The organism is Granulicella sp. L60 (assembly GCF_009765825.1).
Lineage (GTDB): Bacteria > Acidobacteriota > Terriglobia > Terriglobales > Acidobacteriaceae > Edaphobacter.
Genome location: NZ_LMUR01000018.1, coordinates 789,199 through 812,782 on the forward strand (window position 1 = coordinate 789,199; position 23,584 = coordinate 812,782).

Genomic DNA, 23,584 nt, shown 5'->3' on the forward strand with positions numbered 1-23,584 from the left:
CCACGATTCAGTGCCCCAGTCCGGAAGTCCCAGGCTAGCGCAAGACGTCGAGAAATAATGCGATGAATCTTCGTCAATAGTCTGCCCGATCTCTTGTACCGGTTGGATTGCTACTGTAGCGCGGCTTTTGATGTATCGGGATATCTGCCGGAGTGGGCGTGGAGAGCAGGGAAGCGCGTAGCCACAGCGGGGTTCTCGCAATATAAACTGGAGTGGCGCTTCGCGCTGCAGTGGATGCTTTCCATTCACTCGCTGACTTATAGGAAAATTAGTATGCGACGATTACAACCGGTTGTTTGGTCGAAGGGCGTGTTCCTCTCTCCGCAGCACCTGCAGGCGCAGGACCACTTTGTAGAGGACTCGCTACACTTTGTTGTCGAATCCCTGTCGTCCTGGAGCTGGGGTTTTCTCTCCCTGCAGTTGGATATTGCAGCGATCAGCGCAGGCATGTTTCAGGTGGTGAGTGCCGCTGGGCTCTTCCCTGACGGGCTTGCGTTTGACTTGGCTGATGCGGACGATGCTCCAGGCTCCCGCGCCCTTGATGATTGCTTTGAGGATGGCCACGCCGCCTGCATCTTCTATCTCGCGATTCCGCAGCGCAGGCCAGGAAGAATCAATGTGGGGTCACAACGGAGCGGGCTGAGCACCCGTTTTTATACAGAACTGCAAATGCTTCGCGATGAGAATAGTTCCGGCGTTGAGAAGCCGGTACTACTGGCTCGGAAGAATCTTCGTATTGTTGCCGAAGGTGAGAATGTGGAGGGTTCTGTCATGCTGCCGATGGCCAGAATTATCAAAACAGAGGCAGGGCAGTATCGTCTAGACCGCGACTTTATTCCGCCGATGATGAATGCTGCGGGAAGTGAACGCTTGACCGGACTGATGCGCAGCTTGGTTGAAGTACTGGTCTCACGCAGTGGACAGCTCTCCGGCGTGCGACGTCAGCAAAACCAATCGCTGGTAGACTTCAACGCCGCCGATGTCGCCAACTTTTGGCTGCTGTACACCATCAATACACATCTACCCGCCCTGCATCAGATGCTGCAAGCCCCACACGTTCATCCCGAGTTGGTGTACACACAGGTGCTTACACTTGCGGGCGCACTTACCACTTTTTCAAAGAGCATCTCGCCACTCGACCTCCCCAAATATGACCATAGAGATCAAGGAAGCTGCTTCCTCAAGCTGGATGCCTTGCTGACGGAGCTACTCAATACCGTAATCCCGAGCAGGTTCCGTTCCTTGCCTCTTCGTGCTGTGCGAGATTCTATCTATGTCGCGGAGATCGGCGACGATGCGATCTTTGCAACATCACGCCTGTATCTCGCGATTGCGGCGGACATTCCGACCGCGGAGCTGATAGCGCGCACCCCTGCTCTGGTAAAAGCATGCTCCGCAGCCCACTTGGAAAGACTAATCAGCCAGGCACTCTCTGGCCTCTCGATGACACACCTGCCCTCTCCGCCACAGGAGATTCCTGTGAAACTTGCTTACGAATACTTCAGTCTCGAGCGTGCTGGCGCCGCGTGGGAGTCGATCAAGAGGGCAGGGGATTTCGGTGTATACGTTCCTGGCGAGATCGCCAATCCGCGTATGGAATTGATTCTTCTTCCAGAAGGCAAGACTACCTAGTCAAATTGGTCTCTATTGCGAGCCGGTGTTTGACCCGCGCGCTCAATGATACTGAATCACAACAAGCGAGTTTTATCATTGCTGGAATTGGTTCAGTTCGCCCTAAAGAGCAATGCCATTTCACCTCACTTTGCCCCTCCTTGGTAAGAGGAGGCCGGGTATCATAGGCGATATATTTGTTTTTCGCTTTTCGCTCGTCTCTCCGCAGAATCAACGATAGTTTGGCGAACCGTAGAAAATCCTTGGCTTGGTTGTGTTTGGCCATTTTTCCCTACTTTAGGAAACGAACCTGCGGGGAGGATGTCTGTGGTAGACGGCATTGATCCCCATTTCGGGTTTTCAACAACAAGGTAACCATGATTCTTGAGTTCAGCCAAGATGCTTGCAATGAACCGCCGAGAGATCATCATGGGGTCCTGGACGCCAGGAAAGAAAACAGCCAATTCGTTTTCCATTCCTTGGGTGAAGTCGTAATTCTGGGCTTCTGCACCATGGTTGAAGCCTGGGTATTGGAACGGCGACAAGCCAGATTCAATTCGCGAATGACATCCAATACATAGGTCGTTGCCGTTGACCCTCCATGAGGGTCTCCATAATCGAATACCTTCTGGCCCGTTTTGAAATTGCTGCTGTGGGGAGCGACCATCCACAGATCGTAATCTCCCGGCTTTTGCCTCTTCCAGCTCTTTTTGCAGCTGACACAATTGTTGGAATGGGACAAAAAATCTCCCCGTTCCTGGTTTGTTAGCTCGTCGTCAATAAAAAGCTGAATCATGACGCTGTAATCAGCGTGATGTTTCATCAGTGTGAGGCTTTTCCGCAGCCTAGAGGGCCAGACGTTTCAGCTAATAATGTTCGCAATTTAGCACGCGCTCTTGCATCTTCCCGTGAGATGAGAATCTCATGCGAGTCGCGCGCATGGGCAAGCAAGACATCGCCCCCCTCCTGGCCATCCACTTCGACAAGAATCGGCCACGACTTGCGTTTTCTAATCTGATTTAGCCAAATGTTTCGAAGAATAGTGAAAACCATCCCTTCACATTGCTGTCTTGCTTGAGCCGATGCTGTGCCTCTAACGCGCGTGCATACGCTCCTGTACCAAATCTTCCGCCTCGGCGCTATTACGAGTCAGCATAAGGGCATAGCCATATAACGCATTGAGAAATTCCAGACCGAAGCCTCTTCTCACTATTTCGGCCGACTCTCTGAAAGACCATTATTGCCTTCTCTACGAGATGCATTTCTTAATTGTCAGAGTGATGTAACCACGATACAGCTGGGAGTGGAATAAAACGAAGGAGTGCGGTGTTCTTATATGCAGAATATTCTTCGAGGTATTTCTCATATGCTGTACCAATACCTGACTCACCGTGACAACCTGCACTACATTGAGGGTCTCCACCTCCTCTTTCTCCTCCAGAGGCTGGTGAACGAGGCCCCCCTTCTCCCCGCAGACGGAGATGGTACACTCCAGGCTCCCTGGAGGTTTAGAGAAGCAGCTCAGTGGATGCACTGTGCCAGCAAGTTGACAGGGGTTGACGATCAATACCTCGTGGTGGGGGGGAGGCTCCTGAAAAAGGACAAAAGCCGGTATATCAGCGATCAGGGTCCTGCGTGGTACAGCCGTGTTGAGGCAGCAACGTCAGGCAATAATCTGAACGGAAATGCAAACGCAATTTTCGGTCCACCGGCTGCCCCTCCACCTCCGGGTATGTCGGCTGTCCCTCGACCTCCGGTTTCACCGGGATTCTGGGAGCTGCAGAGTACAGCTCCAAACAAGGCGTTTGGGGGGAATGCGCCGAAATATCGCGAGGTCGCAGAAAACATTGTTGAACCGGGCAGGAATTTGCCCGAGAACACCGAAAACAGCAGGGCCGCAGGTCTACTGCAACTGCATCGCCCCATTTCCAGTTGGGCGATGGCCACCAAACAGCCTGCATTGCTGCGAGCAATGCGGGCCTTTTTGAAGAATGAGAGCGCCTTGTTGTTGGCTCCGAAAACCTCCAGCAATGTTGCAAACTATTCCCGCATGCAGACCATGCTGCCCGTGCTCACGGCGGCTATGTTTCTGGCCGAGCCTTCGCGCAATCTGCGGGCGTTTCCGGTCAATCTGATGCTGCTGGACATGGCCTCTAGGGGCACGTACACCCTCGATCAGATCGTCTGGCATCCATACGATCTACGAATTCCGGGAAGGCAGCCATACTTTGATGAAGAAGTGGAAGCCGTCAATATCCAGGGGCCTGTTGCGGCAAGGCGTCAGATGGCAGGCGTGCGTAAGATCGAAGACATGCATCTAGTCGGAGGTGTGATGCCTGCCAGCCCGACCAAAGGAGGTGACCTCGGTAAGTTGAAGCCCAGCATCCCGAAGAACAAAGGAAAACTTCCGCAATTCGCGCAATTTGACTATATTCACCGAAAAGAAATCTCGGTCTTAGCGCGATGGTGTCAGACAATGGAGCCGGGAACGTGGCGGGCGTCTGGTGCTATCCCGCAAGGCGCCACTGCGGTTGGGTGGGGCGACGTCGTCTATCAACCCCGCAAAAATGCTCATTTTTACGATGAACTCCTGAGACTCCAGAGTAAAATTAGCAGCCGAACACGTTCACTGGATTCGATGTGAATACGTGCATGGGCACATATCCGCCAACTCCTGCAGCTTGCAATCATCGATCCTTAAAAAGCCTTCGTGCATTTGTCAGAGCAAATATTGCCGGTTGTATCGATATATTGTCTGAGCCAACGCGAAGCGTAGGCGATAGCTACGGTGGCTTGGAAGTTCTGTTTGAGTTTATCGAACCTGGTGGCGAGCCTGCGGAACTGCTTGAGCTGAGCGAAGGTTCGTTCTATGCGGTTGCGCTGGCGATAGAGCGTACGGTCGAAGGTGCGTTGGACCTTGCGCATGGATCGCGGTGGAATCACAGCCTGGATGTTGCGTGTCGCGAGATGGCTGAGGATCGAGTCGGTATCGTAGCCCTTGTCGGCTAGCACCGCTTCGGGCCGACGGTCGCCGAGCAGTGCGATGGCTTGGGTGCAGTCGTGGGTCTGGCCGCCGGTCAGCACAAAGCTGAGGGGGAGGCCAAGCGCATCGGCGAGTAGATGAATCTTGGTCGTGAGACCTCCTCGACTCCGCCCCAGAGCGGTCTCCGAAGCCATTTTTTTCGCGCCGTCGCGGCCTGATGGTGAGCGCGAACGACACTTGAGTCGATCATGACATACCGGTCTCCCGGTCCTTGAGCAGATCGGCGAGAGCCGATCCCAGACACCGGTCCCTGCCCATCGCGTAAAACGCTTGTGGGTCGTCTTGTACTTGCCATAACGCTCGGGCATATCTTGCCAGCGCATGCCCGAGCGCAGCACCCACAAGACACCATCCACGAACCGCCGGTCATCCTCCGCCGGTCGTCCAACCGTCCCAGCCGCATTAGAAGGTACGTTTGGGCTAACAAGTCGAATACTCTTCCGGACCTCATGAATGCTCTGCTAGCTGAAGAATCGCAACGGTGTTTGAATCAGAATAAGGGGTGCCCTAAATCCCAGGGAAAACCGCTAAGCACCTGGTTGGCGCTTAGCGGTGCAGTAGCAAGACAGTTACCAGAATGAGCACCAAAGCCATCGCAAATAAGTTAGCGATCAGCAGCAGAGGTATATATTGCTGCAATCTGTTTGTTGGAGGCGCTGCGGCTGGCGCAACCTGCCCACCTGAATGTGGCGACATTGCCTGCGGGACAACCTGCGACGAGTGGGCTAGAAGCGACGACACCTGAGATGACGGTGAATGGGCCGAAGCAGCGGCCATCCATTGTTGTGGAGCCACCGCAGAAGACACCGATGGGGCCGGTACATGAGGAGCAAGCCTCTGCTCCGCGGGAACAGGGGTATGGGACGCCAATGTTTCGGCTTGCAGCTGCCCGGCTGGAGTGGCTTGTATCCTCGGCTCGTCCTGACGATCTACTCTTGCTTGCATTTCGCGGAGTATGGAGCCTGAAATAATTTGCGTAAATTCGCCCGGACCGGAGGACGAGATGGCCATTTCCTGCGTTCGCGGGTTTACCGGGAGGTCTCTAGGGAGACCCGTATCCTGCTCAGCGGAAAGCGTGCGCAGCAATTGCGTAAAGCCGCCATCCTGAACAGGTTCAGCCAATGGAGGGCTGCTCGTCCTGAATGGAAAACCCTCTTCTATCCGTTTGAAATCCGTGCTTCTTGCATCAACCCGCTCAAAAAAGCTGGTGAAGTCATCTTGCGCAGATGAGCTCATCTCGTTCGTCAGGCGTGGTCCAGCTTCGTGGTCAGTCAGGGATGTGCCTGCTGCACCGGCTGCTTTTTGGGCGTCATTCGTCGATGCGCGTGGCGCCGCCAGTGATTGAAAGATCTGCGTGAACCCAAGACCAGCTTCTGTGTTCTGCCCCTCCCGTGCTGGCCTGCCAGGCGCATCAGCAGTCTGTGGACTTTGCACAGAACTCTCCACCGCGACCTTTCTAAATATCCCCGTCAAGTCAAGCTGACCCGCAGGTCGCGGTGGTATCTCCTCAAGGGTTGAATCTGTATTTCCGGGTGTTGGTCCTTTGTGAAGAGCCGCCTTTTCAGTGCCGTGTTGGCTCGCTGCTGTGGCATGGGCTTGCGAAGACGGCTGCTGACCTTCTGTTCCTGTCGCCGCGGCCTCTGCGATCGCAAAGGTCTTGGTTTCGGTGGCCGTTAGACCTCCAAGCAGCTGGGCGATCTCATCGTCACTCTTAGGAATTTTCTGCAGTCCGGCTATCGCACTGCGAGACAGAGCCTCGGTAGCGCTCATCTGCAGTCCATCAGCAGATGAGGCATCCCGAGGCCTAGCAGGACAAGCCTCGAGTTCTTGATCCTGCTTATTAGTCAAGGTTCATCCTCTCGCGAAAGGCATCGCCTCTGCGCAAAATGAAGTACACAGGGAATAAAACATCAACGATCCCGTTATTCCCTAGGAGGCAGATAAAAATGTACGCCGTTCTCCCTGGCGACAGATAACAGTGGAAAACCACTCGCTCCAGGGACTACTTGGATCCAGACCGAAGCTTATGAAATTTCTATCTCGCCCTGTGTGGTCCGAAGGTATGTATCTTGCCCCGCACCACTTTCAGGCACAAAGCCGTTATTTCGACGATTCCATAGCCTTTCTCGCCAGCGGTTTATGGAGCGAGCCTTGGGGATTTCTTTATCTCGAAATGGACGCAAAAGCGATCTCCAACGGGAGCGCCTCGCTGTTGCACGCCTCTGGCATCTTTGCGGATGGGCTTACATTTGATATGCCCACGTCTGACGCGGTTCCGGCGACGCGCGACCTTGCGCTGCTATTTGAGCCATCTGCGACAGAGCTGCTGCTGTACCTTATGGTGCCGGGCCGCAGAAATGATGGTTATGACGCGAATATTTCACACGCGTCGGGAGACTCTCGCTACCTGAGTGCACCGCATACATTGCGTGATGAGACCAACGGACTCGACGAACGCGAAGTATTGCTCGCACGTAAGAATATTCACATCGTCACTGCGAACGAGCTTACGCCGGGGATGATATCCCTGCCACTTGCGCGTGTTGTTCGCGACGGCCGCGGGGAGCTCACCTACGACGACGAATTTGTGCCGGCAAGCCTACGCGTCAGCGCGAGCCCTGCCCTGATGTCGATGCTAAAACGATTGATTGATACCATTGGTGAAAAGAGCGCTACCATTCTGCGTGGGGCACAGCGACCGGAACGCTTCGAGCCCGGTATTTCCGCGCTCGACATAGCCAATTACTGGTTTCTACACTCCCTGCATACTGCGTTGCCTCCGCTGCGGCACCTAATTTACACGCGGCACGCGCACCCTGCCGATTGTTTTCTTGAAGTATCGCGCCTCGCCGGTGCGCTATGCACGTTCTCCGTAGATTCCTCCCCTCGACTGCTGCCCGACTACAATCACGGCGATCCTGGCCCAATATTTCGTGCGCTTATCGCTCACATACGGCATCACCTTGAGATCGTTGTCCCCTCGAACGCTGTCACGCTTACGTTCACGTCGGCAGGCGCCTACCTTCATCAGGCAGTCGTGATCGACGAGCGCTGCCTACACCGTTCACGCTGGATCCTCGGCGTACGCTCATCGATCGGCGAATCTGAGCAACTACAACTCGTTCCGCGGCTCATCAAGATATGCTCTGCTCGTTTCGTCCCAGAGCTCGTCAAGCGTGCGCTGCCGGGCATGACGTTGATGCATTTGCCTGTACCGCCAACAGCGATTCGCGCAGTGGCCGACATGCAATATTTCTCAATCGATACCTCGGGCGCCTGTTGGGAACACATCCTGCAAACGAAGAGCGTCGGCATCTATATACCCGGCGAAATCGCCGACCCTGAGTTCACACTTATCGCCATCGTGGAGACGGCATCATGAGCAATGCACGTGCAGCGAGCCTAGCTTCCACTTTCCAGGAAGTTCTTACCGCCATCCTGCGTGTCAAGTTTCGAGCGCAGCAGGTGCAGGAGGCACAAGGATTTCGCGCGCAAATTCGCCAATCGCTGCAAACTACCATGCAACAGGCACGGGCTCTCGGCTACAACAATGAAAGCATACAGAGAGCTGTCTTTGCCGCAGTGGCATTTCTCGATGAAAGTATCCTTAATCTGCAAGACCCGGTTTTCGCACATTGGGCACGCCGTCCCTTGCAGGAGGAACTTTTCGGCGGCCACCTTGCAGGCGAAAAGTTTTTTCAGAATTTACACTCTACGCTCGCACAACAGGACTCTCCCGAGGTTGCAGATGTGCTCGAGATGCATTGCCTGTGCCTTTTGATGGGTTACCGCGGAAGGTATGCGTTCGGCAACAGCGGGGAGTTGCATGCGATGCTCCGTCAGGCTCGCGAGCGAATTGTCCGCATACGCGGAGAAGCGCGCCTACGTCCGCTACCCACCCCTACCGCCGTAATCCCTATGCGGCGCGGTCCTGACCCGTGGACCCGCCGTCTCGCATGGACTGCATGTATCCTGGCCTGCTTCGTCCTGCTCGCTTTCGGCGTCTACGAAGTCTCACTCTCTGCCGACGCTCCGCGTCTGCAGGCAGATAGCCAGGTTATCTATCAGGGGGGATTGTGAAGCCCTACCTCTTCCCGGCTCTTTTCCTGACCACTTCGGGTCTGCTTGGATGGCTGGTCGGTCCGATAACCCACTTCCACGGAGGCGCCCTGGTACTGCTGCGGCTTATCATCATCGCGGCTGGCATCGCCGCCGCCGTAGCCGTCTTCTTTGCACAACGCGGAGTGGTGAGAGCAACCGCATCTGACGCGGAGGTGCGTGATGCTACCGAACTTACAACTTTGATTCGTGATGCTCAACAGAGACTGGTCTCTTCGCAGAGAGCCCGCGCCAAGTCACTAGATACAACCCCCCTGTTCTACATTCTTGGAGGAGCCAACTCGGCGAAGACCACAACGCTACTCCGTTCCGGGCTTGATCCAGAACTGCTGGCCGGACAGGTTTACCGCGACAAGAGTGTGATTCCTACGGCGCTCGCCACATTCTCCTATACAGAGAATGGCATTTTAATCGAAGCAGGCGAAACACTGCGCGAAAGCGACCATCTCTGGAATACGCTGGTGCATAAGACTCGACCCAAGACATACCGTTCCGCATTCGGCATCAGACCAACGTTCCGCGCAGCGATTGTGTGCATGAGCTGCGAACTATTCTTCGGGCCAGACGCTGCTGAGTCGCTTACCGCGTCGGCCCGCAAGACTAATCTAATGCTGCGGACCCTCTCCCGTAAGCTTGGCACCGATGTTTCGGTGTATGTTATCTTTACCAAACTCGATCGCATTCCAGGTTTCGCCGAATATGTCCGCCATCTTACAACCGAAGAAATCATGGCCCCGCTTGGCATCGCTCTCTCTCACAGCAGTGTGATAGGTGGGCTCTATGCTGAACAGACAACCTCAACCGTCTCGTCAGCGCTCGATCAACTTTTTTTTTCGCTGGGCGAATTTCGCGTCGAAGCACTTTCGCGCAGCTCAGACGAGGAGAGCAGCGCTCTGGTCTACGAATTTCCCCGCGAGATGCAAAAGCTGCGGACTAACCTTGCCTCTTACCTCGTAGAGCTCACACGTCCGAGTCACCTCAGTGCGAATCCCTGTCTACGTAGCTTCTACTTTACCGGCGTCCGTGCGCACGTGACCGAGCAAGCCGTCAGCGTGCCTGCGGTCGTGCGCCGGCACGCGGAGAACGATGCAGATGCCACGCGTATTTTTTCGCTCAAGAGCATCCAGGCTGAGAGTGAGAGAGGTGGCCCGCAGGTTGTCACGCAGAAAATTGCGCAGTGGTGCTTTCTCCCACGATTGTTCTCCGACGCAATCTTTGCCGACCGTACTGCTCTCTCCGCCACGAGAACCAGCGCGCTCGTTCACCTCGTGCGTCGCGTCTCGCTGGGCGCCGCATCAGCTGCTCTTCTACTCTGGTTCCTTGGCTTGAGCATCTCCTATCGCAATAACGCGAAGCTTGAACGCACAATTGAGGAGAGCAGGATTGCGCTGGCCTCAGGACCGCCATTCGTAACGCTTGCTTCCACAGCACAGCTTGCATCCCTTGATCGACTCCGGCTTACGCTCATGCAACTGGAGGCTTTCGATCGCCAGGGCGCACCATTCAGCTATCGCTGGGGCTTATATCGCGGCCACTCCCTTATCGCGCTGGCGCGAAACGTTTACTTCGACAGATTCGCGCAGCTGCTTTTGGTGCGCACACAAAGGAATCTGGTAGCGACGCTCGGAGCGCTACCAGAAACGGCCCCAGCCAATGCCGGGTATTCGGCTGCATATAATTCGTTGCGAGCTTATCTCATCACAACCTCCTACGCGGACAAGAGTACGCCTCATTTTCTTGCGCCGGTTCTTGTGCAGGCGTGGCTGAACGGGCAGCAACCCGAGACTGATGAGCAGGCGCAACTTGCGCAGTTTCAATTTTCGTTCTATGCTGACGAACTGCTGGTCGACAATCCCTACCACTTCACACCTGTGATGGACCCCGTCGCACACGCCCGTATCTACCTCAACAGTTTTGGCGGGTTTGATCGCATCTACCAGAACCTGATCGCGGCTGCTAATCAGTCAAGCCTCCCAGTTGACTTCAATCATCTCTTCCCGGGCTCCAGCAGCACTGTCGTTGATCCACACATCGTGCAAGGCGCATTTACACGGGGCGGGTTTACTTATATGCAGCAAGCGATACAGCATCCAGACCGGTATTTCGCTGGCGAAGCATGGGTACTCGGTGGTCAGGCCGCGCCATCCCTGCAGACAGCTTCACTCATCCAGCAGTTGACCAAGCGTTACTCCACTGAATTCGCGGAGCAATGGATAGCCTTTCTGCACGCAGCCGCCGTAGTTCGCTACCGTAGCCTCTCAGATGCGAGACAGAAGCTGCAGAGCCTTTCCTCTCCTAACTCTGCTTTACTTGCGCTCATGTTCACCGTCTCGCAAAACACTGCTGTGCCCGATGCATCAATTGTGCAGGAATTCCAGCCAGCTCAGGCGCTTGTGCCGCCAGCCAGCGTGAGCAGGCTAATGTCGCAGGGGAACCAAAACTATATCAACGGACTTATCGGTCTGCAGGGTGCTGTCGCGGAGTTCACACAGGATCCCGCAAGCGCGAGCAATCCCGACGCTGCACAGTCCGTCATTAGCGCTGCCGTGAGGGCGCACGGAGCCGTCGCAGAGACCGCGCAGGCGTTTAATCTCGATCCGCACGCACACGTAGAGCAAACGGTCATCAGCCTACTACAAGCCCCAATCTCCTTGATCGAAGACTCGGTGCGAGGCGAGCGACCAGAACAGGTAAATGCTGCGGGCCGCAGCTTCTGCAGCAGCTTTTCGGCCCTTACGAACAAGTATCCGTTTTCGCGCAACGCTACCACAGATGCAACCCCTGCGGAGGTCACTGCTTTGCTGAAGCCAGGCTCGGGCGCGTTGTGGCGGTTCTATGATGCCAACCTCAAGACGCTGATTACCCAGCAAGGCACGACGTGGGGCGCAGTGCCAAATTCGATTCTTAAGCCGGCGCCGGCGTTTCTGCAGTTTTTCAACCGTGCAGCCGCACTCTCTGCTGCCCTTTTTCCCGCGGGCACAGCCGAGCCTACGCTGGCCTTCACAGTCCATATTCTGCGCTCGCCAGAGATCAAAAGCGTAACGCTCGCAGTCGATGCGCAGCGCTTGACAGGGGCGGATGTATCACAGCAGTTCACCTGGTCCGGACAAAATGCGAAGTATGCAGAACTTATGGCGAACTATGGCACAGGAAGCTTGCCGCTCCAGTTCAACGGCACGTGGTCGCTGTTCCACCTGATCGATCGCGGCAAACTCGAACCGGCCAGCAGCCCAGCTCGGCTTGCTTATCCGCTTGAGATCTCAAACACACCTATCCTAGTGAACGGTACCCCGCTCACCGAGCGGATCGAGATCTCAGGAGCAGGTGCCAGCCTGCTGATACCCGGCGGATTGAGTGGCTTACGCTGTGTCTCGCAGGTCGCGCATTAAGCTATCTGATTTGAGTACAACAAGACTTACAACAGGCGCAGTAATAGGCAGGTCACGTTATCTTCAGCGCCTTCTGACTTTGCAATCTCGATTAGTCCCGCACATGCCTCAGCCACGCTGGCGTGCCTGTTTACTTCGAGCGCGATCTTACCCGCATCTGCGTAGCGCGTAAGCCCGTCCGTCGTCAGCAGAATAGAATCGCCAGGGCCCACTTCGGCAGTAAAGAAGTCTGGCTGTACGCTCTCGGCTACACCGACCGCCCTCGTGATGAACTGACGTAGAGATGCGGCATCTTCTTGCAACCCAAGCCGTCTCCGCTCTGCTTCAACGGAGTGGTCTTGCGTAATTTGTGCGCATGCTCCGTCTCTTAGAAAATAAGCGCGGCTATCGCCCACATTCCCGATCACGATCCGGCTTTGATCGAGACATGCAGCCACCAGTGTCGTGCCCATGCCGCGGACGTGCGGCCCCGTCTGCGATGCTGCCCACACAGCCATGTTGCTGGAAAGGATCGCTTCATGAAGAGAATCCTCCATCGCCATCGTGCCTGAGCCACCGCGGCTGTAATGCGTGAGGAGATGATCTACCGCGGTCCTGCTCGCTATCTCACCAGCAGCAAGGCCACCCATTCCATCGCAGACCACGAAGAGTTTCTTAGCTAGGTCGTAGCCGAAGCAGTCTTCATTATTGGAGCGTTTATGGCCCACGTCAGATAGCGCTGCTACATCGCACTGCATACTCGCGTGTGTCGAAGCATGTATTGACCGCTCACCTTCCTCTAGTCCCGAAACAACAACAGGCTCTCCCATCACCTCGGACTTCCGATCTTGCTCCACTCCGCAATAATCTTTGGAGAGACCAGTTTTTCGACAGGTCTGTAACTCGCCTGTTTCGCCAATACAAATTCCCGCTGTGCCTTCTGCTGCAGGTCTGCGATCTCATCGATATCTTTAGGGTCGGCTACGACGGCTTGCGAGACTAAAGACGCTGCGAGGTAGAAATGAGCCGCTCCCTTATCATGCATACCGCCCCCGCTCAGGTAAAGCGTCAACGCCTGGGTAGCCTGGTCAAACTGTGCTGCATAGTAGCTGCGAATGCCAGTCTCCAGGCTGTCCGCAAGAGCCTTCGGATCTCGCTGCATTCGGGCCAGAATGCGATGCCTTCCTGCAATTGCCTCCGCCTGCCGTTCATCGAGCGCGAGTACGCTGTTGAAGGCTTGCAGTGCACCCTTCATATCGTCGCTTGTCTCGTCGCGACGTGCTGTAGTCAGTGCCGCCTTGATTTTCGCTGTGTAGTCTGCATTCGACAGCTGGGTTTCTTTCGTTTCGTCCGACATCGGCTGTCGCGCTGCCACCGCGGCCTGTTGTGCGATCAGTGCGTTCAGCTGCTGCAGCTTTTCACTTGGATTGCCAGGACCGTTTGCCTTGATCCTAACCGCGAACATATACAACTGTTGCGCCCGCTCGTATTCTCTATTTTTGACAAACGTGTCGGCCTGCGCCATTGTGTCGCTGTAGGTCTTGATGTTAGTTAATATTTGTGTGGCAGCGGCACGCTGAGGCTGCGTCATCACCTGGCTTGCCCGCGCCGCGGCCAGGTCGAAGTTTCCCTGCAGATAAGCCACCTGCGCGGCACGCAGAGCTGAGGTGCTCTCTGGATGCGCGCCGGGCAGTGAGCCTTCCGCCTGCTCAAGCAACTGCTGTGCTTCTTCCTTGTTCGGGCCGAACTTGATGGTGCTAAGATCGCGGATCGCACCGAGATAATCTTTCTGCTGTAGCTCGGACTTGCTCATAGCCAGCTTTAGCGAGTAAACCTGCAACTTCTGATCCGCGTCGGCACGAACGCGAGCACATTTTTTCGTGTAGTGCTGCGGATCCACTTTCGCTGCTTGGCACAATGCTGATGCTGCCTGGTCCAGGTCACCATTCGTCTCTGCCAACTTGGCGATATCCTTCAGACGGTTTGTCTGTTGATCCGCATGTACTAGGGAGGGGAAGGCTGCACTACTCAATAAGGCTGCTGCAAGCCGCATGTTACGTGTCTTCATGGTTGCTCTCCTGCAAGGACCTGGCGTACATCGGGTGTTCCCAGATCCGCACTGCATGCGTGCTGGCTAGGTGTCACGCTACAATGAACTACCTGCTGTTGGCCTTCGGCATCCTCGAAGGTCACGTCATACCCCTCGGCAGCGATAGCTGCCACCCGAAGCGGAGTGACTGCATTCACATCATCTAATTGCATGCTCTTGCCATGCGCGTCAGTGATCTTTACAATCTTGGCCCAGGGTGAGGCATTTATTTCCATATAGGTGAGTGGAATCGCCGGCATTGTCGAGATTGTCGGACCAGCAGGCAGGGGCGCAGGCGTATGACGCGTGTGCCTGCTTTCGAATGCAACGAATGCAAGAAGCGCAGTGCCGAGGACTCCAAAGAGCGAGGCCCTAGACCAACGTGTGACGGCACTCGCAACACTAAATTCACTTAATCCTGCTCCTGCATGATCGACTACATCACTGTTCTCGGCTTTGCCTGCAGTCTGCCTGCGCGCTCGTTTCTTCTTTGTCGCGGAGCCCTGCAGGGCTTGCCACGTCGCGCGCACCGGCTCACTCGCGAAAGCTGCAATATCTTTGTTGCGGCGCAGGTCTTGCAATGCCCGCTTTCCTTCATCGGCCTGGATAGCCTTGCGGGCAAGGTTTATCGACTGCTGTAATGCATCATCTGCTGCAGCCATGCGATCCTTCTCACAGGCGACCTTTGCCTGCTCCAGTTCGGACGAATCGCCGTAGGTGCGCGACACATCCTTGAAACCATCGAGGCTGCTACTCAAGTCGCCCGACGCCAACAGTTGCCGGCTCTGAGCCGACGCTGCGGCGAGTGCCCGGTGAAAAACCACGCGTTGCACGACCTCGTCACGTAACGCGCTAAGTTCACCATTAGACAATATCTCGGGCGGCTGATCTGCCAGCAATTGCAGTGCTTCGTCTGCGTGTTTTTCTGCGAGTTCGTTCACACGATTTCGTACGTTCTCAATTCGGGTTGCTGTCTCCCCCAATCTCCGCCGGGCATCTTCGAGCATCGACGCGAGCCCGGCATGTTCCTGCTTTGTCACAATAGGCTCAAGATAGCCTGCCAGAGCCTGCCACTTAGCTGCGGCCTGTAAGCTTTGTGCCTGCTGCCAGATGGCCTCATTTTCAGCGCGTTGCGTGCTTTTCTGCTGCTCACTTCGCGCGTATGCGAGAAGTGATTGCACCTCTTCCGAGGCACCCAATTCAATCAGAGCTGACTCGAGCCCACGGATCGCATCATCAAATCGCTCCGCCGCCAGGTGCACCTGCGCCTCGACCAGCCGCCGTCCATGGAGCTCGTCTTTCTCCATGCGCTCCAGCTGCTCCTCCAGTCGCGAAAGAAACTGCAACAATGCCGTATCGCGGGGAACTTGCTCGAGGGCGCTCTGGATGATCGAGCGCGCTGCGCCAGGATCGTCAGCAGCAAGCTGTTGCGCTTCAAGCATGGCCGCGCGAACCAACTGAGCCGCGTCGAATGCCTGCTTCTTCTCTTCGATCTCGGTCTTAAGCCGCAGTAGCAAAGGTTCGTGAGGAAGCGATTCCAGTGCGCGTGTTATTCGATCCTGCGCACGGCTGAAGTCCTCCGCGCCTAAGGATTCACCTATGCCCGCGACAAGCTGCTCGAGCAACAGACGCCTGCGTTCTTCCTTCTGCCTGGCCGTCGCAGTGAGCAATAACTGCTGCACTTCGCTGTGCATCGGATCGATCTCGGCGGCCTCGCGCAAGCAAGCAATCATTTCTGTATATCGCCTGCCGCTGTACTCCTCGCGCGCACGCTGGAGCAGCTTCTCAACGCGACGGACTTCCTCTTTGTGCCGTACCTCGCGAAGGACGACGGAGTGCGCATTGCGCAGGTCTGTGCTTTTCTCATCGATCCGCACTGCCTGGCCTAGGAACTCCTCCGCCATGGTGAGGTCACCACGGCTTCGTGCCTCGTTCGCCTGATCCCATAAAGTTCGCACCCGCCGCGCCTGTTCCTTGCTCGCCCGTGCTGCCTCTATCCGTTCGGTGAGGCCATACGTATTCTCGAGGTCCAGCTTCGCGCCCTGCTCATAGAATGCAATCGCCTCATCGTAGCGTTCGGATTCTACCGCGTCTCCTGCCTGCTCCACCACCTGCCGAAGCTGCTCCCCCCGCTGCAGGTGGCCGATCTCGTCTTGCACGTCCTGCATCAATAGCCGAACATCGGCATGAGAAGGATCGATCCTCTGGGCCTGAAGCAATACAGCACGCGCACCGGAGAAATGGCGCTCCTCTGTCAGTCGTCGAGCTGACTCCACGAGTTCCTGCACGCGCTCAATCTTCAGACTATCCCCTACCAGGTGCAGGTCAAACGCCATCTCCTCAGCCGTGGCATAACGCTCGTCGACATCCTTGGCAAGCGCTCGATCAAGCACCATCGAGAGCGCCTGCGGTACATCGCTAACGAGCTCCGCAAGAGGCACATATGGTTCGTTGATGACGCGGTAGAGCGCGGATACGTCTTTACCCCTAAACGGCAACTCTCCCGTCACCATTTCGTAGAGCATCACGCCAAGCGACCATATATCCGCGCGTCCATCGCTCAATTCACCTTTCAAACGCTCGGGCGCTATGTAATGGAAGGTACCGAGCAGCGCGTCGGTCTTAGTCAGCCTCGTCGTTTGATCAGCCAGGCGGGCAATACCGAAGTCGACGATCTTAACCCGACCATCAGGCAACACGATCATGTTCGCGGGCTTGACATCACGGTGCAGCAAGCCGTGTTGATGAGCATAGGCGAGCCCCGCGCATATCTGCTCCACGATCAACAACGTCTCAAGCACGGGCAAACGTCGCCGCAACCGCAACATCTTTTCAAGCGAATCCCCCGACAGGAACTCCATCGCGATAAATGGACTGCCTTCGTGTTCACCTAGTTCGTATACCGTGACGATGTTCGGGTGGCTAAGGATGCCCGAGCGAGCCTCGACGTAGAAGCGCTCGCGCAGCTCCGGCGTCACCTCTGTCAAAGTCTTGATGGCAACATCGCGGCCAATCAGCTTGTCTTCGCCACGGTACACGATGCCCATGCCACCGCGGCCAATCTCACCAATGATATCGTACCGGCCGATACGTTGAGTCGTGTCGGCTTTGGGATCGCTAGTCATTGTCTACTTTTCCTCGTACTCGCTCCACGCCGCCGCATGCTGAGATAGCCCCGTGGAATCGCGTCTCCCAACGGAACACCCGAGGCAGCCTTTTATTTCAACAGGGTATGTCCGTTCGTAAAATCACTCTACGTTTTTGAATGGGTTGTTTCGGCGACATACGCAGGGGAATAAAAAGCTAAGGGTATTGTTTCTTAAGAATGCGATCAGTTTATTGCTCAACGCATCAGGCTCTGTTGCACGAACAAGGGTAGGGGGCAAAGGGGCGCCTCTTTGAATATGAAGGGTAGTCTCTGATGGTCAGATTGTGTGGAAGGCATATCTGAGTTTCCCAATCTCAAAAAAAACGTACTGCCTTGGAATAAACGAGAGCAACCGGGGTTTACTCAATTGGACATACCGGGGCTGAAGGAGCACGGGTTCGAGTGAATGGATGATCAATAGGCGAGAACGACACTGGAAGATCTAGTTAGAGCATTTGATCGGAAATGGCTTAGGAATTACTCTAGCAAGCCCGATTCGGGGGAGACATTTATGGCAAGAGAAAATACGCAACATAAGCTTGATCGCGTTCGTGCACCGCGCGTCCAGATCACCTATGACGTTGAAATCGGCGATGCAATTGAGTTGAAGGAACTCCCTTTTGTAATGGGGGTGCTTGGGGATTTAACAGGCCAGCCGGCCAGTCAGCTTGCTGCGCTCAAAGAGCGTAAGTTTGTCGAGATTACCCCGGACAACTTCGATGTCGTTCTCAAGAATATGGAGCCGCACGTGGCTTATTCCGTTGCGAATAAACTGAGCGACGTCAACGATGACCGACAGTTCAAGGTTGACCTCGCGTTCGAATCGTTGGACGACTTTGCGCCGGAGAACGTTGCAAAGAGGATTCCGCCCTTGCACGAACTACTCGAACTGCGCAAGCGTCTTTCCGACTTGAGTGGCAGCCTCCAAGGCAACGACAAGCTCGATGAGATGTTGTTGGATGTCGTATCCAATACAGAGATGCGTGAAAAGCTGCGCAAGGAAATCGAAAACAGTGGGGGTGTGCAGTGAGTGCAGTTAAGTCGGCAGTTGCGGAACCGTTGTCTGATAATACAGTGATCGCCGGAGCCCAGGAGATATCGTTACTCGACCAGATTGTTGCCCAGGGTCGCTTCAGTAAAGATGTGGTGAGCCAGGAACGCGGACGCGACATGATCAAGGGGTTTGTGGCCCAGGTGCTCGAAGGCCACATGACTGTAAGCAGAGATGCTGAAGCCGCGATCCAGGTGCGTATCGCTCAGATCGACCGGTTGCTTTCGCTGCAGCTGAACGAAATTCTTCATCATCCAGCCTTTCAAAAGCTCGAAGCGACTTGGCGCGGTATCAAATATTTGTTGGATCAGAGCGAAACCAACTCTATGCTCAAGATCAAGGTGCTTAATGTCTCCAAGAAGGAGTTACTTAAGGATCTTCAACGTGCCTCGGAGTTTGATCAAAGCGCATTGTTTAAGAAGGTCTATGAGGAAGAGTTTGGAGTATTCGGTGGCGCACCGTTTGCTGCGTTGATCGGGGATTACGAGTTTAGTCGTGGGCCTGAAGACATAGAACTGTTGGAGCGGATTGCGCAGGTAGCCTCCTCTGCGCACGCGCCGTTCCTTTCTGCAGCCTCCGCAGGGTTGCTCAATCTCGAAGACTTCACCCAGCTTGGAAATCCCCGCGACATTGGAAAAATATTTGACACCACGGAATATGCCAAATGGAAAAGCTTCCGCCAGTCGGAGGACTCTCGCTATGTAGGTTTGGCTCTGCCGCACATCCTCATGCGCCTTCCTTATGGGAACGAGACGAATAGGGTCGATGAATTCGCTTATGAAGAAGCGGTCGATGGGACGGACCACTCTAAATACCTGTGGGGTAATGCAGCGTTCGCTTTGGGCGCCCGTCTTACAAATTCCTTTGCAAAGTATGGCTGGTGCGCTGCAATCCGTGGAGTGGAGGGCGGCGGCTTGGTGGAAGGACTTCCCGCGCACACCTTTCGAACCGATGAAGGCGATGTTGCGCTGAAGTGTCCCACGGAGGTTGCGGTGACCGACCGGCGTGAGAAAGAGCTTGCCGATCAGGGATTGATACCCCTAGTGCACTGTAAAGGCACTGATTATGCCGCATTTTTCAGCGTGCAGTCGGGAAACAAGCCGAGGCTGTACGACAAAGACGCGGCCAACGCTAATGCGCGCCTCTCCGCTCAGCTCCCTTACATTCTTGCAATGTCGCGGTTTGCGCACTATCTCAAAGCGATGATGCGCGACAAAATCGGCAGTTTCACTACACGGGAGGACTGCCAGATTTTTCTCAATCAATGGATCTCGCGCTATGTGCTTGCGTCCGACCAAGGAAGTCATAAGGCAAAATCGAAATTGCCATTGCGTGAAGCGTCCATTGAGGTATCTGAGGTTCCAGGCAAACCTGGCGTGTATCGAGCAGTTGCTTTTTTGCGGCCGCACTTTCAACTAGACGAACTTACAATATCGCTTCGTCTAGTTGCGGAGCTTCCAGAGTCTGCTCGTGGCTAGACCTTCGCGAGTACTCGACTGAGTAATTTCTCATTAAAATAATAAAAAAGGGGCACAAATACGTTATGGCAAGCGAATCATCCCAAAACTGGTGGGCTCAAATTCCCGGAGTTACAAATCCAGATGAAACCCCATCCGCTGTAAATGGGCAGGTAGAAGTAATCGACTTTAACCTATTTCTTTCGGCCACTTCGAACGGAATAGGAAAGGCTCCCGCCAAGCCAATGTGCGGGGACTGTGCCCTGCAATTGAAGGGGGATGCTGCCGCAGGTATGTTATTCAAAAATATGATATCGCAACAAAGTCTGGGTTCAATAACAGTAACTGGACTTAAGACGGTAAATAGCACATCGTCTCCATTTTTCAAATGTACATTCCAAAATTGTTACACCACAAGTCTATCCTTCCAGGAAGCCGGGGATGGAGGTCTGGCCATAGGTTCATTCAGCTTTGCTTATTCCGAAGTGACGGTGGAGACATTTGTTGAATCCAAGACCGGTACTCTATCTTCGACGGGTGAGGTTACCTATACTCTTGGAACGCAAAAAGCAAGCTAGTCAACTATGAATTCTGTCGACCTATATAAAGCCGGGCAGTTGGGCCCGGCCATTGAGGCGCTTGGCACTGAGCTGCGCATGCAGCCGGGTGATATCAGGCGTCGCACTTTCCTCTTTGAACTGCTTTGTTTCACGGGTGCATATACCCGCGCCGAAAAACAGCTGGATGTACTTGCTGAATCGAATAAAGGCGCCTTGGCAGGCTCCATGCTGTACAAGGCGGCGCTTCATGCACAGCGTATGCGCGAAGACTTATTTCTTAATGGCCAACTATCCGCACGGAAACCTGAAGATGCTTCTATCTCCGGTTCTGTGAATGAGACTACTTTCACCGCCATAGAGGACGAGGATTCTAGGATTGGCAAAAATCTGGAGGTGTTTCTTGCCGGTAGCTATACCTTAATTCCATTTCGATATATTCAGCGAGTAAAGATGATGTCCCCGAAACGTCTTCGAGATCTACTATGGGCAAGAGCGACTCTCACTACTACATCGGACTTTAGACTACAGGATCTTGGCGAAGTATTACTTCCAGTGCTTTGCCCCGGTAGTTCGGCCTCGGACGACGATTTAGTGCGACTCGGTCGTGCAACCATGTGGCAGAATGCGGACGGAGAAAGTGAAGGGGTACCTATTGGGCAAAAAAATTTTCTGGTTGACGGGGTAGCTTATCCATTTCTTTCCATACGCGAGCTTACCTTCGCGCATACTGCATCTACCTCTGTGGAGCTGGAATAGTGCCTCTACGTCAGAATCTACTGACGCCTATTGCTGGAGATAATCCGGCGGGTGTAAATCTTCGTTACGAAACAGTCTACGATCAGATCAAAGAGGCACGAACTGAAGAGGATGAGACGCTACCGACCGGGGCGTGGGACCGGCCGGTCAAGCGGGCTGATCTAAACCTGGTGATTAAACTTGCCAGTGAGGCACTTGTCAATAAGAGTAAGGATCTTCAGTTAGCAGTTTGGCTGGGAGAAGCGGTCTGCAGGCAGGAAGGTGTCTCTGTACTGCCATCTGTATTGAGGCTTTGCCTCGAATTGCAGGAGCGTTTTTGGGATACCTTGTATCCAGAGCTTGACGATGGAGATGCAGGATTACGTGTAGCCCCTCTTCAGTGGGCCTCGAAATCCTATACGACAGTTGTTTATGGTTTTGGGCTAACCAGTGGCGCTATTGACTTTTTCGACTTCAAAGCGGCTCGCGCAGCCGGGACAGAGGAAGAGGCAGGTGGTAGCGAGCAGCGACGTGCGCTCCGCCAGGAGGCTGTCGCCCAAGGTAAGCCTACAAGCGAAGAGGTGGACGATTCGATAGCGGCAACACCAAAAGTTTTTTATGTAGAGCTGGAGCAAGAGTTACATTCGGCTAGAGACACCCTGCGCGAATTGGAGATCTTTTGCGAGGAGCATTACGTAGAAGACGGTCCATCCTTCCGTCAGCTACGAGAAGCTTTGGAGGAAGTGCATAATCTCTCGAGTTCGTTGCTACGCGAGAAGCGACGACAGGACCCAGACGCCGTAAAAGATCAAGTCGGCAATGATATCGAGAGCCGAAGCGACCTACTTCATGAGGAAGATCATGCCGAGTTGCCACCTGTCTCTGCTGACGTGGTCAAGGACGAGGGACCTGCGCAGACACGCCCCGCCTTGGCCTCGGGACAACCTCTGCCCAAGGCGAACAGCCAGACGATAACACCCGAAAGCTGGAGCGATGCTCTGAGCCGCATCGAAAGTGCCGTGGGCTACATGTACGAACAGGATCCCAGCAGCCGCGTGCCGTTTCTGGTGCGAAGTTCTATGCGTATTGGGGAATTGCTTGCCATTTGCGAAGATTTGCGACATGAAGATCTTGTAGCACCCTCAACCGAACTCAGGTGGTCAATTAAAAACGCTATCGATTCAGGCAACTGGAGGGAAGTACACCGCCAAAGTTTTGAGGCGCTTGGTACGTCGTGCGGTCGCGCGTGGCTTGACCTCTATCGCTACCTTTGGACTAGTTGCCACGAAGAAGGTTGGGAGGCACAGCAGCGCTCCATTTTCAGTGTAGTCTCGCGGACACTGCGCGAAATTCCAGAGTTTCCACAATGGACATTGAATGACGACACGCCAGTTGGGAATGCGGACACGCTGCGCTGGCTTCGAGAAGAGATAACGTCACCTGCTGTGACTCCGGGTCGAGACGATATCGAGGTGGCGACGGTTTTGGCCGCTGCGCCGGTGCCTGCGGCCGAGCAAGAAGTTGGAACTGCATCCTCCAACTCTCCGGATGAGGAGAATCTATTTGTCGCCGCCCAGGCACTTACCGCCAATGGTCAGATCAAAGGAGCTATTCAAATGTTGGCACATGACGCCGCACAGCAATCGGTCGGACGTCTGCGTTATAGTCGTAAGCTTCAGATCGCCGAGCTTTGTATGCAAAGCGGGAACAAAGCTGTCGCCATACCCGTGTTGCAGAGCCTTATACGAGAAGTGGAGCAACGACAACTTGAAAGTTGGGAGCCGCGCGAAACCATTGCACGTCCCTATGCGTTGCTCCTGCAATGTTCACCTATGGATAAGCTCGATGCTCAATCCATCTTCGCTCGTCTGTGTGCGATTGATCCCAGCGCTGCCCTCGCTTTCACACCTCCGGTAGAGCGCGGAGAAAGTAAGTAAGTTATGGCAAGAACACTTGAATTATTGGTCACCCAGTCTGTTCTCGATCGATTGAGTACAACTGCTGATTGGCCTGTGACACGGGCGCAGTCCATTAATTTTCTACGAGACAATATCAAGCGAAACCTCGAATGGCTCCTGAATACACGCCGCCCCCCCATCGCTGGCATTGAAAACTACCCTCTTGCCCGACATACGGTTCTTTATTATGGGCTGCTCGACCTCAACTCACTGAATCTCACCTCAAACGACGGTCAGTTGCGCCTACAGCAAGTGATCGCCGAGATGATCGAACGCTCTGAGCCGCGTCTTCGAGAGGTTCAGGTACGGCTTGAAGAAGGGGATCCGCAAAGAAAACGATTGCTCTTCCGAATCGGAGCGCATATGCAAATGAAACCTTTGCCGGAGGAGATTGTGTTCGACACCATACTTGATCTCACCACCGGCAAGTATCTGGTGGACTGAA

The 23,584-nt window shown here is 54.7% G+C and carries 17 protein-coding genes; 11 read left to right on the forward strand and 6 right to left on the reverse strand.

Annotation, left to right across the window (positions count from 1 at the left end):
- Window positions 1-273 precede the first annotated feature (273 nt).
- Window positions 274-1,632 (forward strand): type VI secretion system baseplate subunit TssK, encoded by a 1,359-nt coding sequence (gene tssK / locus GSQ82_RS13705; protein ID WP_158792806.1) that lies wholly within the window; start codon window positions 274-276, stop codon window positions 1,630-1,632.
- Between the two features lie 161 nt (window positions 1,633-1,793).
- Here the strand turns inward: tssK (GSQ82_RS13705) and GSQ82_RS13710 are convergent, their stop codons facing one another.
- Window positions 1,794-2,282, reverse strand: coding sequence for a hypothetical protein (locus tag GSQ82_RS13710; protein WP_158792807.1), 489 nt, complete (start codon window positions 2,280-2,282; stop codon window positions 1,794-1,796).
- A 665-nt stretch (window positions 2,283-2,947) separates the two neighbouring features.
- On the opposite strand from GSQ82_RS13710, the gene GSQ82_RS13720 reads away from it, so the two are divergent.
- Complete coding sequence (locus GSQ82_RS13720; RefSeq protein ID WP_158792808.1) at window positions 2,948-4,255, forward strand: hypothetical protein; 1,308 nt, start codon at window positions 2,948-2,950, stop codon at window positions 4,253-4,255.
- A 53-nt stretch (window positions 4,256-4,308) separates the two neighbouring features.
- On the opposite strand, the gene GSQ82_RS13725 is transcribed toward GSQ82_RS13720, so the two are convergent.
- Both GSQ82_RS13725 and GSQ82_RS13730 read right to left on the reverse strand, forming a co-directional pair.
- Entirely contained in the window at window positions 4,309-5,109 is an 801-nt protein-coding gene (locus GSQ82_RS13725) for an IS5 family transposase (protein ID WP_371417232.1), read from the reverse strand.
- A gap of 91 nt (window positions 5,110-5,200) precedes the next feature.
- Entirely contained in the window at window positions 5,201-6,424 is a 1,224-nt protein-coding gene (locus GSQ82_RS13730) for a hypothetical protein (RefSeq protein ID WP_158792809.1), read from the reverse strand.
- A 256-nt stretch (window positions 6,425-6,680) separates the two neighbouring features.
- Between GSQ82_RS13730 and tssK (GSQ82_RS13735) the strand changes: the two genes are divergently transcribed.
- From tssK (GSQ82_RS13735) to GSQ82_RS13745, 3 genes are read left to right on the forward strand one after another with little or no spacing between them, the layout of a single operon-like run.
- Window positions 6,681-8,036 carry a type VI secretion system baseplate subunit TssK gene (tssK, locus tag GSQ82_RS13735; RefSeq protein ID WP_158792810.1) on the forward strand — a complete coding sequence of 452 codons (1,356 nt, stop codon included), beginning with the start codon at window positions 6,681-6,683 and terminating at the stop codon, window positions 8,034-8,036.
- Window positions 8,033-8,734: a DotU family type IV/VI secretion system protein gene (locus GSQ82_RS13740; protein WP_158792811.1), complete on the forward strand. Its 702-nt coding sequence runs from the start codon at window positions 8,033-8,035 to the stop codon at window positions 8,732-8,734. Before tssK (GSQ82_RS13735) ends, GSQ82_RS13740 begins: the two co-directional genes overlap by 4 nt.
- Window positions 8,731-12,162: an ImcF-related family protein gene (locus GSQ82_RS13745; RefSeq protein ID WP_158792812.1), complete on the forward strand. Its 3,432-nt coding sequence runs from the start codon at window positions 8,731-8,733 to the stop codon at window positions 12,160-12,162. The genes GSQ82_RS13740 and GSQ82_RS13745 overlap by 4 nt, the downstream gene beginning before the upstream one ends.
- A 26-nt stretch (window positions 12,163-12,188) precedes the next feature.
- On the opposite strand, the gene GSQ82_RS13750 is transcribed toward GSQ82_RS13745, so the two are convergent.
- The 3 genes from GSQ82_RS13750 to GSQ82_RS13760 all read right to left on the reverse strand — a co-directional run bounded on the left by GSQ82_RS13750 (window position 12,189) and on the right by GSQ82_RS13760 (window position 17,355).
- A complete protein-coding gene (locus GSQ82_RS13750; protein ID WP_158792813.1) occupies window positions 12,189-12,869 on the reverse strand; it encodes a PP2C family serine/threonine-protein phosphatase in 681 nt (226 codons plus the stop codon).
- Window positions 12,870-12,970: 101 nt separating this feature from the next.
- The gene (locus GSQ82_RS13755; RefSeq protein ID WP_158792814.1) at window positions 12,971-14,209 is read right to left on the reverse strand and encodes a hypothetical protein; all 1,239 of its coding nucleotides are present in this window, start codon (window positions 14,207-14,209) and stop codon (window positions 12,971-12,973) included.
- Window positions 14,206-17,355 carry a serine/threonine protein kinase gene (locus tag GSQ82_RS13760; RefSeq protein ID WP_158792815.1) on the reverse strand — a complete coding sequence of 1,050 codons (3,150 nt, stop codon included), beginning with the start codon at window positions 17,353-17,355 and terminating at the stop codon, window positions 14,206-14,208. Before GSQ82_RS13760 ends, GSQ82_RS13755 begins: the two co-directional genes overlap by 4 nt.
- A 534-nt stretch (window positions 17,356-17,889) precedes the next feature.
- Between GSQ82_RS13760 and tssB the strand changes: the two genes are divergently transcribed.
- From tssB to tssE, 6 genes are all read left to right on the forward strand, one after another.
- Window positions 17,890-18,408, forward strand: a complete 519-nt coding sequence (gene tssB, locus GSQ82_RS13765; RefSeq protein WP_158792816.1) for a type VI secretion system contractile sheath small subunit — start codon at window positions 17,890-17,892, stop codon at window positions 18,406-18,408.
- Window positions 18,405-19,907 (forward strand): type VI secretion system contractile sheath large subunit, encoded by a 1,503-nt coding sequence (gene tssC / locus GSQ82_RS13770; RefSeq protein ID WP_174243076.1) that lies wholly within the window; start codon window positions 18,405-18,407, stop codon window positions 19,905-19,907. Before tssB ends, tssC begins: the two co-directional genes overlap by 4 nt.
- Window positions 19,908-19,972: 65 nt before the next feature.
- On the forward strand, window positions 19,973-20,464 hold the full coding sequence (locus GSQ82_RS13775; protein WP_158792817.1) for a type VI secretion system tube protein Hcp: 492 nt from the start codon (window positions 19,973-19,975) through the stop codon (window positions 20,462-20,464).
- Between the two features lie 6 nt (window positions 20,465-20,470).
- Complete coding sequence (locus GSQ82_RS13780; protein ID WP_158792818.1) at window positions 20,471-21,202, forward strand: type VI secretion system accessory protein TagJ; 732 nt, start codon at window positions 20,471-20,473, stop codon at window positions 21,200-21,202.
- On the forward strand, window positions 21,202-23,118 hold the full coding sequence (gene tssA, locus GSQ82_RS13785; RefSeq protein ID WP_158792819.1) for a type VI secretion system protein TssA: 1,917 nt from the start codon (window positions 21,202-21,204) through the stop codon (window positions 23,116-23,118). Before GSQ82_RS13780 ends, tssA begins: the two co-directional genes overlap by 1 nt.
- 3 nt (window positions 23,119-23,121) lie before the next feature.
- Complete coding sequence (tssE, locus tag GSQ82_RS13790) at window positions 23,122-23,583, forward strand: type VI secretion system baseplate subunit TssE (RefSeq protein WP_158792820.1); 462 nt, start codon at window positions 23,122-23,124, stop codon at window positions 23,581-23,583.
- Window position 23,584 lies beyond the last annotated feature (1 nt).